This window comes from Methylorubrum subtropicum, from assembly GCF_038442325.1.
GTDB classification, from domain to species: domain Bacteria; phylum Pseudomonadota; class Alphaproteobacteria; order Rhizobiales; family Beijerinckiaceae; genus Methylobacterium; species Methylobacterium subtropicum.
Genome location: NZ_JBBXMW010000030.1, coordinates 31,770 through 45,670, shown reverse-complemented (window position 1 = coordinate 45,670; position 13,901 = coordinate 31,770). Strand labels below are relative to the sequence as shown.

The window sequence follows — 13,901 nt, the reverse complement described above, 5'->3', positions numbered from 1 at the left end:
CGCCATCCTGCGCCAGGACACCGCTAAGGGCTCCTTGCACACCAAGCGGCAACTGGCCGGATGGGACGACGACTTCCTCGCCGACCTCATCACCCAAATGCGATAGCCCTGCCGCAAGGGGGAGGGGTCAGGGGTGGGGGTGGTGCAGGAGGCACCGCCGAGCCTCATCCGGCACCACCCCTACCTCCTCCCCGTAAGGGGGAGGAGAACGCCGCATCCTGCGCTCGGAGAGCCTGAGGTTCGGCGACGCGATGGGCAAAGCCCCCCGGGATCGCTCACCTGTGATCGCATCCGGGACCGCCCGGGCCCCTCCCCTGCCCCGAAACCGCCCGAACACCTTGCCGAACGGCATGCGAGCCGTTCCAATCACCGGCCCTCGCGCCCCCGAGACCGATCGTCGTGCCGTCCGCTTCCCTTTCGGTCCCGCTCGTCCCGTTCCTGCTGCTGGCGGCGGTGCTGGCGCTCAAGCATGTCGTGGCCGACTTCCTGTTCCAGACCGGCGCGATCGCCCGCGGCAAGGAGCGGCGCCGGGGCTGGCTCGGGCCGCTCGCCCTGCACGCGTTGGGCCATGCCGGGCTGACACTCGCCCTCGCGCTCGTGGTGGCGCCGCGGCTGTGGTGGCTGGCGCCCGTGGATTTCGCCATTCACTTCGCCGTCGATCGCGGCAAGTCGGTGCTCGGCCATCGCCTCGAACTGAGCCGGGACGACGTGCGGTTCTGGTGGCTGATCGGCTTCGATCAGTTCCTACATCAGCTCACCAATCTCGGCCTCGCCGCCGCCTTCGTGACACTGTGACGGCCGCCGATTCACTTTTGACACGAGGGGCGAAGTTTTAACGGCTGCGCCCGTAGAACGGGAGCGGACGTGAGGGGCGACGACGTGGCCGCGTGATGACCCGAGGTGTGCGCTCTCGACCGCTGGTGGTCTCCTTCGCGCTGTTCGCGCTGGCCCTGATGGTGCCGCCCGCCACCGTCGCGGTGATCGCGACCCACTGGTACGTGACGAGCGAGCGGGAGCGCCTGAGCCACACCCTCGCGCTGATCGGCGAGGAGGTCCGCGACCGGATCGACCACGACCTCGCCCGGATGGAGGCGGTGGCCCGCACGCTCGCCGCCTCGCCCTCGATCGATGCGGGTGATCTCCCCGCCTTCCGCGCCCAGGCGCTGGCGAGCTACGACCCGGACGAGGCGACGGTGACGCTGGCCGAACTCGACGGGCGCCAACTCGTCAACACCCGCGCCCTCGACGATTCCGCGCTGCCGACCATGCCGCGGCCGGACCTGATCGCCCGCCTCGTCGCGACGCGCCGCCCGGTGATCTCGGGCCTGATGACCAGCAAGCTGACCGGGCGCCCGATCGTCAGCGTGAACGCCCCGGTGATCCGCGACGGCGTCGTCGTCAAGCTGGTCGCCCTGGTGACGCTGGCGAAGCATTTCGAGACGCTGATCCGCAACCCCCATATCGGCGACCCCTATTGGGCGGCGGTGATCGACGGCGACGGCGACATCCTCGCCCGCATCGGGGAGCCCGGCTTGGTGGGCGAGGCGGCCTCGGTCCCGCAAGACGGCGTGCTGCGGATCGAGGAGACCTCGCGCCTGTCCGACTGGCGCTTCGCCGCGGGCGTCGGACGCGACGCACTGGAGGCGCCGCTGCGGCGCTCGCTGCTCCTGCTGCTGACCTTCTCCCTGGCGCTGATCGGGCTCGGCGGCTGGTTCGCCCTGCGCATGGCCCGCCGCGTCAGTCGCGCCGCCGCGCGGCTCGCCGCCAAGGCCGAGGCGATCGGCCGGGGCGAGACCGTGGCCGCGCAGGACAGCGTGATCCGCGAGGTGCGCGTGGTCGAGCACGCGCTGGCCTCCGCCTCGCGCACGCTGCACGAGCAGCGCGCCGCCCTCGACGTCGCTCAGGGAGCGCTGGCGGCCCGCGCCGAGGCGAGCCAGAGCCGCTACCGGATGCTCGCCGACAACGTCGGCGACATCATCGTCCTGTTCGGCTCCGGCGCCTGGACCTTCGGCGAGGTCTCGCCCTCGTTCGAGCGCATGTTCGGCTACGACGCGGGCGCCCGGGCGGGCCTGACGCTGACGGGCTTCGTCCACCCGGAGGACCGGCGTATCGTCGAGGACATGCGCGCGGCGCTGGGGGCCGGCCAATCCCCGGCCACCGGGCTGTTCCGCGCCCGCCACCGCGACGGCGCGTGGCTGTGGCTCGAATGCGTGAGCAGCCGCATCGGTGGGGCGGGCCCCGGTGAGCCGCAGACCATCGCGGTGATGCGCGACGTGACCGCGCGCAAGCAGCAGGCCGACGAGTTGCGCATCGCCTGCGACATGGCCGAACTCGCGAAAGCCAAGGCCGAGAACGCCAGCCGGGCGAAGTCGGAATTTTTGGCGATGATGAGCCACGAGATCCGCACGCCGCTCGCCACCATCCGCGGCTACACCGAGCTGCTCGGGGGCAGCGGCCCCTTGAGCGCCGAGCAGGCGCGCTCCCTCGCGCTCGTCAGCGAGGCCACCGGCACGATGCTGACGGCGGTGGACGACATCCTCGACGTCGCCCGGATCGAGGCCGGCGACTTCCACCTCAAGGACGAGGACTTTTCGCTCGCCGAGGCGGTCGAGAGCGTCACCGCCTTCGTCCGGCCCGCCGCCGCCGAGAAGGGCGTGACGCTCGGCCTCAGCATCGAGCCGGGCCTGCCGCGGGCGGTGCGCGGCGATCCGCGGCGGCTGCGCCAGATCCTGCTCAACCTGCTCAACGTCAACCTGCGCGAGCGCCGCGGTGGCCTCGTCACCCTCTCGCTCTACGCGCTGCGCGGCGCCGAGAACCGGATCAGCTTCGCGCTGACCGGCAGCGGCGGCCACGCGCGCGCCGCCGAGCGCGACGGGCTGGGGCTCGCCATCGCCGGGCGCCTGATCGGCCGGATGGGCGGGCGGCTGGAGACGGTGACCTTCGCGGGCGAGGCGTCGAGCTGCCGCTTCAGCCTGCACCTGCCCGCCACCGAGACGGCCTTCGCCGCGCCCGAGCCTGCGGTTGCTCCCGCCGCCGAGCCCGAAGCCGTCGAACTTCCGGTACCCGACGGCCCGCTCGTGGGTGCAAAAATCCTGCTGGTCGAGGACCATACGATCAATCAGGAACTGACCCGCCGCATCCTGGAGCGGCAGGGCTGCCGGGTCGAGGTGGTCGACGACGGCGCGGCGGCCGTGGCGGCGGTCCAGGAGCGCGTCCACGACCTCGTCCTGATGGACGTGCAGATGCCCGGCATGGACGGGCTGACCGCGACGCGGCGCATCCGCGCCCTACCCCATCCCTGCCGCCACGTGCCGATCCTGGCGCTCACCGCCAACGTCCTGCCCGAGCAGGTCTACGCGATCCGCGAGGCCGGCATGAACGGCCACGTCGCCAAGCCGATCGACCGGAGCCAGCTCTGCGCCACCATCGCCGAGCACCTGCCCGCGGTGATGCTGGCGGAGGCGAGCGCGCCCGTCCCCGCGCCGATGCCGGTGATCGACCGGGCGGCCTACGACCGGCTCGCGGGCTCGCTCGGGACCGAGAGCGCCCGCGGCGCGCTGCGGGGCTTCGTCGCGCTGCTGGATGCCACCTTCGCCGACGCCGCCACCCTGCGGGCGGAAGCCGCCACCATCGCGGCCGGTGCCCGCCGCTTCGGCCTCACCGATCTCGCTGCCGCGCTGGACGGCCTCGGCGAGCAAGGGGACGAGGCGGCCTTGCGCCGCTGCCACGTCGCCCGCGACCTCGTCGGCCGGGCGATGGACGAAGTGGTGGGCGTGGCGCCGGTCGAGGTGTCGGCGCTGATCGCGCATTTGTAACGCGCGACATAGAGCCGTCCCTTGAGGCGTGATGGGCCGTATGGCCGGGCGCGAACAGCGCCCCGCTTGAGCGGCCTCGGCTCTGCCGAGGCGTCTAGCGGAGCGAGGTGCCAAAGCCGCGGACGCGGCTGCCGGCGCCTGAGGCCAAGCATGAAACAAGGCAATCGCTCGCAGCGATTGCCTTGGCGTGTTCGTCCGTCGCTGCTATTTCCCCGCTGCCATTCCCGACAGCCCCGCCGTGCGCCGCGCGAGCCCCGCTGAGCCGCGCCGTGCCGGAGACCCCGATGACCACCTCGCCGATCGACAACATCCGCAACTTCTCCATCGTCGCGCATATCGACCACGGCAAATCGACGCTCGCCGACCGGTTGATCCAGACCACGGGCACCGTGGCGCTGCGCGACATGAGCGAGCAGATGCTCGACTCGATGGACATCGAGAAGGAGCGCGGCATCACCATCAAGGCGCAGACCGTGCGCCTCGAATATCCGGCCCAGGACGGCAAGACCTACATCCTCAACCTGATGGACACGCCCGGCCACGTGGACTTCGCCTACGAGGTCTCGCGCTCGCTGGCCGCCTGCGAGGGCTCGCTCCTCGTCGTGGACGCCTCGCAAGGCGTCGAGGCGCAGACGCTCGCCAACGTCTATCAGGCGTTGGACGCCAACCACGAGATCGTGCCGGTCCTCAACAAGGTCGATCTGCCGGCCGCCGAGCCCGACCGGGTCAAGGAGCAGATCGAGGAGGTGATCGGGCTCGATGCCTCGCAGGCCGTGCCGATCTCGGCCAAGACCGGCCTCAACATTGAGGCGGTGCTGGAGGCCATCGTCACGCGCCTGCCCCCGCCCAAGGGCGACCGCGACGCGCCGCTGAAGGCGCTGCTCGTCGACAGCTGGTACGACGTCTATCTCGGCGTCGTCGTGCTGGTGCGCATCGTCGATGGTGTGCTGAAGAAGGGCATGACGATCCGCATGATGGGGGCGGACGCCGCCTACGGGGTCGATCGCATCGGCGTGTTCCGGCCCAAGATGTCGGACATCGGCGAACTCGGCCCCGGCGAGGTCGGCTTCCTGACGGGTTCGATCAAGGAGGTCGCCGACACCCGCGTCGGCGACACCATCACCGAGGACAAGCGCCAGACCACGCAGATGCTGGCGGGCTTCAAGGAAGTCCAGGCGGTGGTGTTCTGCGGCCTGTTCCCCGTGGACGCCGCCGACTTCGAGAGCTTGCGCGGCGCCATGGGCAAGCTCCGGCTCAACGACGCGTCGTTCTCCTACGAGATGGAGACCTCCGCCGCGCTCGGCTTCGGCTTCCGCTGCGGCTTCCTCGGGCTGCTGCATCTCGAGATCATCCAGGAGCGGCTCGAGCGCGAGTTCAACCTCGACCTGATCTCGACGGCGCCCTCCGTGGTCTATCGCCTGCTGATGCGGGACGGCGAGACCAAGGAGCTGCACAACCCCGCCGACATGCCCGATCCGATGAAGATCGAGACCGTCGAGGAGCCGTGGATTCGCGCTACCATCCTCACCCCCGACGAGTATCTCGGCGGCGTGCTGAAGCTGTGCCAGGACCGGCGCGGCATCCAGATCGACCTCAACTACGTCGGCAAGCGCGCCATGGTCGTCTACGACCTGCCGCTCAACGAGGTCGTGTTCGATTTCTACGACCGCCTGAAGTCGATCTCGAAGGGCTACGCCTCGTTCGACTACCACGTCTCCGACTACCGCGAGGGCGACCTCGTGAAGATGTCGATCCTCGTCAACGCCGAGCCGGTCGACGCCCTGTCGATGCTGGTCCACCGCACCCGCGCCGAGAGCCGCGGCCGCGCCATGTGCGAAAAACTCAAGGACCTGATCCCGCGCCACCTGTTCCAGATCCCGGTCCAGGCGGCCATCGGCGGCAAGATCATCGCCCGCGAGACCATCCGGGCGCTGTCCAAGGACGTGACCGCCAAGTGCTACGGCGGCGACATCTCGCGCAAGCGCAAGCTTCTGGACAAGCAGAAGGAAGGCAAGAAGCGCATGCGCCAGTTCGGGCGGGTCGAGATCCCGCAGGAGGCGTTCATTGCGGCTCTGAAGATGGACGATTGATCGGGCTCATCCCACCCAACCCCCTCATCCTGAGCTGCCCCTTGCCTCGGCAAGGGGCCTCGAAGGAGGGCTCCAGGGATCGCGCGCAGACTGAAGCCCTCCTTCGAGGCTCCGCTTCGCTCCGCACCTCAGGATGAGGGTGTGGGGTGGAAACGCGGAGAGCGCCTTCTCTTGCGGCGTCGCGCTCTGAATTGCTTCGCCTCGCAATGACGGAGCGGGTGTCACACACCGGCAACGCGAGGCTGTCGACGGCGCGCCGGCTGTGACCGACGGCCAAGCCTCTCTGGCAGCCCCGGTCCACACCCCGTAAACTCCGGCATCGCCCCCGCGAGGCCCCGTCCGTGTTCCGCCGCCCGGCCCCCGCCCTCCTGCTCGCCGCGCTCGCCGCCGCCCCGGCCCTGGCGCAGCCCACCGGAAAACCCGTCTTCGAAGGCGCGGGCGGCGATCCCCGCATCTCGGTCTCCCAGCCGGAATCGACCAGCCAGGCGTCCGGCGGCTACGTCCGCTCGATCGAGCCCTCGCTCGGGCCGCTCGGCGATCTGTTGGGCCTGCGCCCCATCCTGAAAGAGAAGGGCATCGAGTACAGCCTCACCTATGTCGGCGAGACGCTCGGCAACGCCTTCGGCGGGCTGCGGCAGGGGGCGATCGTGCAGGACCGGCTGAACCTGCGGCTCAATCTCGACCTGCAGAAGCTCGTCGGCTGGGACGGGGCGACGGTGCATGCCAACGCCTACTTCATCCACGGCACCGGCCTGTCGCGCTACTATGTCGGCAACCTGCTGACCACGAGCGTGATCGAGGCGCTGCCCTCGTCGCGGCTCTACGTGCTGTGGCTCGACCAGCAGCTGTTCGACGGGAAACTCGGCATCCGCATCGGCCAGCAGGCCGCCGACACCGAGTTCTTCGTCAGCCAGACCGCGACGCTGTTCGTGAACTCGACCTTCGGCTGGCCGGTCATCACCGGGCTCGATCTGCCGAGCGGCGGGCCGGCCTATCCGCTGGCCGCGCCCGCGATCCGGGCCAAATACGTGCCGGGCAACGGCTTCTCGCTCCAAGTGGGGCTCTACGACGGCGATCCGGCCGGGGCCAACCGCCCCGGACAGGACCCGGAGGCGCAGCGGCTCGACCGCACCGGCACCAATTTCCGCCTGCGCGACCCGGCGCTGATCGTGGCCGAGGCGACCTACGCCTACAACACGGAAAGCAGCGCCAAGGGCCTGCCCGGCGACATCACGCTGGGCGGCTGGCAACATTTCGGCCGGTTCGACAGCTTGCGCTTCGACAACAACGGCCTGCCGCTGGCCGATCCGCGCTCGACCGGCATCGGCCGTCCGTTGCGGGGCAATGCCGGCATCTACGCGATCTGGGACCAGACGCTCTATCGCGAGACCGGCAAGGACGACGAGGGTCTGGGATTCTTCGTGCGCGCGGCCTACTCGCCGACCCGCTCCAGCCTGATCTCGGCCTATGTCGATACGGGGCTGGCCTACAAGGGCCTGTTTCCCGGCCGCGACGACGACACGATCGGCATCAGCCTCGGCCACGCCCGCCTCTCCGACGACGCCCGCCGGGCCGACACCGACGCCATCGTCTACTCCGGCATGCCGATGCCGCGGCGGCGGGCCGAGACCGTGATCGAGGCGACCTATCAGGCCGTGGTGGTGCCGGGCTTCACCCTACAGCCGGACGTGCAGCTGATCCTGCATCCCGGCGGCGGCATCGCCGACGCGCAGGGGCGCCGGGTGCGCAATGCCGGCGTGTTCGGGCTTCGTGCGACGATCCAATACTGAAAAAATACGCAGCGCGCCTCACGCAGGGTGGTTCGTTCATCACGGTCGCGCAAGGTGGCCTAGGCCGTCATGCCCCCGTCAAGTCGCCACGGTAACGGCGCAATTCGGGAGCTTCGGTCGCGCGCAACCGAGAGGCCGAGCGAATCGGCCACGCCGACGGGCCGACCCGCGACGGGTCCAGCCGGGAAACATGGGTCGATGAGCGGATCGCACGAGGAAGAGCACCTGCCGCCCGGGAGCCTGACGCCCAAGCGCATGGCTTGGCCGGCCCAGGTGGCCATCGCGCTCGTGCTGTGCGCAGGTGCGGGCGCGGCTTTCTGGTACGGCCGGCCCAGGGAGGTGGACGCCGCGGTGCCCTCTCCCGCCGCCGTGACGGCCGCGGCGGGCGCCGACGGGCGCTTCGTGCTGAACCCGAACCAGCTCGCCACCGTCACCACTGCGCCGGTCGAGCAGCGCCTGTTCTTCGAGGACATCGCCACCGAGGGCAAGATCGGCGTCGACGAGTACCGGGCGACCCCCGTCTTCTCGCCCTATCCGGGCCGCGTCATCACCATCTTCGCCCGCTCCGGCGAGCGCGTGCGCCAGGGCGACAAGCTGTTCTCGCTCCAGGCCAACGAGATGGTTCAGGCGCAGAACGACTACTTGGCCGCGCTCAACGTGCTCAACAAGGCGCGCTCGCAGCTCTCCTATTCGGGCAACACCGAGAAGCGCCTGCGCGACCTCTACGAATCCCGCGTGACCACCTTGCGCGAACTCCAGACGGCGCAGAACGATCTCGCCACCGCGCAGAACGACGCCAAGACCGCGGAGGTCGGCCTGGAGGCCGTGCGCAACCGCCTGCGCATCTTAGGGCTTCGCGACGACGACATGACCGCGCTCCAGACCAAGGGCGCGATCAATCCCGAGACGACGATCAACGCGCCTTTGTCCGGCACCATCATCTCCCGCAAGATCGGCCCGGGCCAGTACGTCAACACCGGCGGCTCCGATCCGTCCTACATCATCGGCGACCTGTCGAAGGTCTGGATCATCGCCCAGCTGCGCGAGACCGACGCCGCCAAGGTCGATCTCGGCGAGCGCATCCGCTTCAAGGTACTGGCCTATCCGAACCAGACCTTCGAGAGCCGGATCAACTTCATCTCGTCGTCGGTCGATCCGACCAGCCGGCGCATCTACATGCGCGCCGAGGTGGACAACTCGAAGGGCCTGTTGAAGCCCGAGATGTATGCCAGCGTCCACATCATCAACGAGCGCGAGACGGTCTCGCGGGCGATCCCGCGCCACTCGGTGATCTTCGAGGGCGACAAGGCCCGCGTCTGGGTGCTGAAGCCCGACAACGCGGTCGAGAGCCGCGCGATCAAGACCGGCCTCGTCGACGGCAACGACATCGAGGTCACCGACGGCCTCTCGGTCGGCGAGCGGGTGATCGCGCGCGGCGCGCTGTTCATCGACGGGATGGTCGATCCGGGCTGAGAGGCCCGGACACGACGGACATATCCGCGGCCGCGCGAGCGGCCCCACGGCGCGAAGAGCGCCGCGCGAAGCGGCCTTGGCGTCAGCCAAGGCGTCTAGCGGAGCGAAAGCCTGAGGCCGCGGAGGCGGCCGCCGGCGACTGAGGCCGAAACGAAAAGACTGCCCGACCTCGCGCAGCGAGGCTCGGGCAAAGGGTTTGGAAACCAACGGCATGAACGGCATCGTCGCCCTGGCGCTCCGGCAGCGCCCCCTCGTGGTCCTGTTCTTCCTGCTGTTCGTGGTGGGCGGCGTGGCCGCCTTCCAGAGCCTCAACATCGAGGCCTATCCCGATCCCACGCCCCCGCTCGTCGATGTCGTGACCCAGACCGACGGCCTCTCCGCCGAGGAGATGGAGCGCTACGTCACGATCCCGATCGAGCTGATCACCTCAGGCATGCCCAACCTCAAGCAGGTGCGCACGATCTCGCTCTACGGCCTGTCCGACGTGAAGCTCCAGTTCGGCTTCGAGTTCGACTATCTCCAGGCCGAGCAGCAGGTCTTGAACCGCCTGCAACAGCTCGATCCGCTGCCGGCGGGCGCCAAGCCGACCATCTCGCCGATGAGCCCGATCGGCGAGATTTTTCGCTACAAGCTGACGGCACCGCCCGGCTACAGCGTGCTCGACCTGCGCACGCTGCAAGAGTGGACGCTGAAGAAGCGTTTCCGCACCGTGCCGGGCGTCATCGACGCCATCGGCTGGGGCGGCAAGACCAAGACCATCGAGATGTCGGTCGATCTCGACCGGCTGATGGCCTACGGCCTCACCCTCTCGGGCGTGGTCAAGACGCTCAACGACAGCAACCTCAATGTCGGCGGCAACCGGGTGGCCATCGGCGGCCAGTCGGCGGTGGTGCGCGCGGTCGGCCTCATCCGCGACATCGAGGACATCAACGGCACGGTGCTGGCCCAGGTCGGCGGCGCGCCGGTGCTGGTCAAGGACGTCGCCACCGTCACCATCGGCCACCAGCCCCGGCTCGGCATCGCCGGCATGAACGACGAGGACGACATCGTCCAGGGCATCGTCCTGATGCGCCGCGGCGAGAAGAGCACGCCGTCGATCGAGGCGGTGAAGGCGGAGGTCGCCGAGATCGAGGCCGCGGGCCTGCTGCCGCCGGGCGTCAAGATCGAGCGCATCTACGACCGCGCCGATCTGATCGCGGTGACCACCCACACCGTGCTGCACAACATGGTGGTCGGCATCCTGCTGATCCTGGCGATCCAGTGGCTGTTCCTCGGCAATCTCCGCTCGGCGCTCATCGTCGTCGCCACCATCCCCTTCGCCCTGTTCTTCGCCGTCATCATCCTCGTGGCGCGCGACGAATCGGCCAACCTCCTCTCGGTCGGCGCGCTCGATTTCGGTCTCATCGTCGACGGCACCGTCATCATGGTCGAGGCGATCTTCCGGCGGCTGTCGGGCCACGGCATCCCCGGCTATCCCCCGCCCGATCTCGGCGAGAAGGACGGGCGCATCGCGCTCGCTGCCAGCGACGTGTCGCGCTCGATCTTCTTCGCCGCCGCGATCATCGTCACCGGCTTCCTGCCGCTGTTCACGCTGACGGGCGTCGAGGGCCACATCTTCGGGCCGATGGCGACCACCTACGCCTACGCGCTGTTAGGGGGCCTCATCGCCACCTTCACGGTCACGCCCGCGCTCGCCTCCTACCTGCTGCCCGCCCACGTGAAGGAGACCGAGACGCTGCTGGTGCGCGTGCTCGACCGGCTCTACCGCCCGGCGGTGCGCGCCGCGCTCGGCGCCCGGCTCGTCACGGTGGCCGTCGTCGCGCTGATCGCGGTCGGCGTCGGCGTCGCCGCGCGCAACCTCGGCTCCGAGTTCCTGCCGAAGTTGGAGGAGGGCAACCTCTGGGTCCGCGCGACCATGCCGGCGACGATCTCGCTGCGCGAGAGCAACGGCTACGTCAACGAGATGCGCAAGATCATCGCCCAGATCCCGGAGGTCGAGCGCGTCGTCTCCCAGCACGGCCGCCCCGACGACGGCACGGATGCCGCAGGCTTCTTCAACGCCGAGTTCTTCGCGCCGATGAAGCCGCTGGAGCAGTGGCGCCCCGGCATCGACAAGGACAAGCTCACCGAGGAGATGCTGCAAAAGCTCCAGGCGGCCTTCCCCGGCGTCGATTTCAACCTGTCGCAGTATCTCCAGGACAACGTCGCCGAGGCGGTCTCAGGGATCAAGGGCGAGAACTCGTTCAAGGTATTCGGCACCGATCTCGTCAAGCTCACCGAGACGGCCAAACAGGTCGAGAAGGTGCTCGGGACGATCCACGGCGTCGAGGATCTGGCGGTGTTCAAGTCGCTCGGCCAGCCGACCATCGAGATCGACGTGGACCGCATCCGCGCCGCCCGCTACGGCCTGACGCCGGGCGACATCAACACCACCGTCCGCACCGCCATCGGCGGCGACGCCGCGGGCGACCTCTACGATCCGGGCTCCGAGCGGCACTATCCGATCGTGGTGCGCCTCGCCCCGCAATACCGCCAGAGCATCGAGGCGATCGCCAACCTGCGCATCGCCGGGCAGAACCCGAACGGCGGCGCGCCGATCCAATTCCCCTTGAGCGCGGTGGCGAGCGTGCAGCTCGTCTCCGGCCCGGCCTACATCTACCGCGAGGGCCAGGAGCGCTATCTGCCGATCAAGTTCTCGGTCCGCGGGCGCGACCTCGGCAGCACCATCGAGGAAGCGCAACGCCGCGTCGCCGCGGAGGTGCAGTTGCCGCCGGGCTACCGGCTGGAGCTGGTCGGCGAGTTCAACAACATGAAGGGCGCCATCGCCCGCCTCTCGGTCACCGTGCCGGTGGCGATCGGGCTGATCGCGATCCTGCTGTTCATGAATTTCTCCTCCGTGATCGATTCGCTGCTCGCGCTGAGCGTGATCCCGATGGCGATGGCCGGCGGCATCGTCGCGCTGTCGATCACCGGTACCTCGTTCTCGGTCTCGGCGGCGATCGGCTTCATCGCGCTGCTCGGCATCGCCGTGATGGACGGCATCATCGTGCTCACCCACTACAACGGCCTCGTCGCGGCCGGCGTCGAGCGCGTGCCCGCGATGCTGCGCACCTGCTACACGCAGATGCGCCCCGTGGTGATGACCTGCGTGGTGGCGGGCGTCGGCCTCCTGCCCGCGGCGTTCTCGCAAGGCGTCGGGTCGCAGGTGCAGAAGCCGCTGGCCCTGGTGGTGGTCGGCGGCATGTGCCTCGCCCCGCTGCTGATTCTCTTGGTGCTGCCGGTGCTGATCCTGACGTTCTCCCGCCGCCAGCCGGGCCGGCCGGTGGCGGCGGAGGGCGCACCGACGCCCGCGCCCGCGCCCGCGCCCGCGCCGGCTTCGGCGCATTGAGGCGGAAGAGGTCTCCTACGCCATCCGGTCCTTCGCTTCGAAGGCCGCGGCTCCCCCTCTCCCCGCACGCGGGGAGAGGGTCGCGACGACCATGGACCTCGGGTCTACCCGAGTTCCGCACCCAGAAACCCAAGTCGGGCAGGCCCGACTTGGGGCGTCGTCGCGACAAGCGGTAGCGGGGGTGAGGGGGCTTGCCCGGAAGAGGCTGATCCTGAAGCGCCCCCTCACCTTCGGCTGCCGCCTCGCTTCGGCGACGACAAGGTCGCCGAAGCCCTCTCCCCGCACAGCGGGGCGAGGGGATGCGCGGCCATCGTTGCGGGGACCAACTCGGCGACGGCGAGCTGTAGCGAGGCCCCTCACCCCCGCCGCGTCGAACCCCGCAGCACCGCCCGTCCGCTCAGCACCACCTTGCGCACCGGCTGGTCCGGGCTCTCGATGCGTTCGAACAGCAGGCGCATCGCCTGGGCGCCGATTTCGGCGACCGGTTGCTCGATCACGGTGAGGCCGGGCTCGACCAGATCGGTCCAGGGCTCGTTGTCGAAGCCGGCGAGCGCGAGGTCGCGGGGGACGCCGAGCCCGAGCCCGCGGGCGGCGCGCACCGCGCCCATCAGGATCAGGCCGTTCGACAGGATCAGCGCCTCCGGCCGGTCCGGCTGGCCGAGCCAGCGGGCGGCCTCCGCCTCCGCCGCCGCGGCGTTCGGCGCCACCGAACGGACGAGCGGCGCGAGGCCGTGGCGGGTCATCGCGGCCTCGTAGCCGGCCTGACGCTCGCGGGCGGTGGAGCTGGTCGAGCCGAACAGACCGCCGATCCGTGAGAAACCTTGGGCCGCCAAGTGGTCGACCAGCGCACCGGCCGCGGCAAAATTATCGAGGACGACGCTGTCGTGCGCGCCGGGCAGGCCGGAGCGGTCGATGAACACGGTGGGAAAGCCGAGGCTTTCCGCAGTCAGCGCGTCGGCGGTCGTCTTGGTGGGCGCGAAGATCACGCCGGTGACGCGCTCCTCCTCCATCAGGCGGAGATACAAGGCCTCGCGGGCCGGGTCCTCGTCGGTGTTGCACAGGATCACCCGCATCCCGGCGGCGTAGGCCGCATCCTCCACCGCGCGGCTGACGGCGGTGAAGAACGGGTTGCGGATGTCGGCCACGATCAGGCCGATCGTCTGCGCCGCCTTGGACCGCAGGCGCCGGGCCGAGAGGTTCGGCCGGTAGCCGGTGGCGCGCACCGCCGCCTCGACCTGCTCGCGCACCGCCTCGCTCACCGGCCCGCGCCCGAGCGCGCGCGACACGGTCGCCGTCGAGACGCCCGCCGCGCGGGCCACGTCGCGGATGCCGACACTCATGGGGC

At 69.8% G+C, this 13,901-nt stretch carries 7 protein-coding genes; 6 read left to right on the top strand and 1 reads right to left on the bottom strand.

Annotated features, from left to right (window positions below; translation table 11 throughout):
• Positions 1-399 precede the first annotated feature (399 nt).
• The 6 genes from AAHG03_RS25125 to AAHG03_RS25100 all read left to right on the top strand — a co-directional run bounded on the left by AAHG03_RS25125 (position 400) and on the right by AAHG03_RS25100 (position 12,556).
• The gene (locus AAHG03_RS25125) at positions 400-795 is read left to right on the top strand and encodes a DUF3307 domain-containing protein (RefSeq protein ID WP_342154207.1); all 396 of its coding nucleotides are present in this window, start codon (positions 400-402) and stop codon (positions 793-795) included.
• 95 nt (positions 796-890) lie between these two features.
• Positions 891-3,815, top strand: coding sequence for a response regulator (locus AAHG03_RS25120; RefSeq protein ID WP_342154213.1), 2,925 nt, complete (start codon positions 891-893; stop codon positions 3,813-3,815).
• Positions 3,816-4,099: 284 nt separating this feature from the next.
• Positions 4,100-5,905, top strand: coding sequence for a translation elongation factor 4 (lepA, locus tag AAHG03_RS25115; protein ID WP_342154205.1), 1,806 nt, complete (start codon positions 4,100-4,102; stop codon positions 5,903-5,905).
• Positions 5,906-6,246: 341 nt separating this feature from the next.
• On the top strand, positions 6,247-7,695 hold the full coding sequence (locus AAHG03_RS25110; RefSeq protein ID WP_342154203.1) for a carbohydrate porin: 1,449 nt from the start codon (positions 6,247-6,249) through the stop codon (positions 7,693-7,695).
• 198 nt (positions 7,696-7,893) lie between these two features.
• The gene (locus AAHG03_RS25105) at positions 7,894-9,168 is read left to right on the top strand and encodes an efflux RND transporter periplasmic adaptor subunit (protein ID WP_342154201.1); all 1,275 of its coding nucleotides are present in this window, start codon (positions 7,894-7,896) and stop codon (positions 9,166-9,168) included.
• Between the two features lie 211 nt (positions 9,169-9,379).
• The gene (locus tag AAHG03_RS25100) at positions 9,380-12,556 is read left to right on the top strand and encodes an efflux RND transporter permease subunit (RefSeq protein ID WP_342154199.1); all 3,177 of its coding nucleotides are present in this window, start codon (positions 9,380-9,382) and stop codon (positions 12,554-12,556) included.
• 356 nt (positions 12,557-12,912) lie between these two features.
• Here the strand turns inward: AAHG03_RS25100 and AAHG03_RS25095 are convergent, their stop codons facing one another.
• Entirely contained in the window at positions 12,913-13,896 is a 984-nt protein-coding gene (locus tag AAHG03_RS25095; protein WP_342154197.1) for a LacI family DNA-binding transcriptional regulator, read from the bottom strand.
• Between the last annotated feature and the right edge of the window lie 5 nt (positions 13,897-13,901).

Excerpts from the sequence above, each read along its gene's own strand:
- AAHG03_RS25120 (WP_342154213.1), top strand. The coding sequence starts at position 891 with ATGACCCGAGGTGTGCGCTCTCGACCGCTGGTGGTCTCCTTCGCGCTG.
- lepA (WP_342154205.1), top strand. The coding sequence starts at position 4,100 with ATGACCACCTCGCCGATCGACAACATCCGCAACTTCTCCATCGTCGCG.
- AAHG03_RS25105 (WP_342154201.1), top strand. The coding sequence starts at position 7,894 with ATGAGCGGATCGCACGAGGAAGAGCACCTGCCGCCCGGGAGCCTGACG.
- AAHG03_RS25100 (WP_342154199.1), top strand. The coding sequence starts at position 9,380 with ATGAACGGCATCGTCGCCCTGGCGCTCCGGCAGCGCCCCCTCGTGGTC.
- AAHG03_RS25095 (WP_342154197.1), bottom strand. The coding sequence starts at position 13,896 with ATGAGTGTCGGCATCCGCGACGTGGCCCGCGCGGCGGGCGTCTCGACG.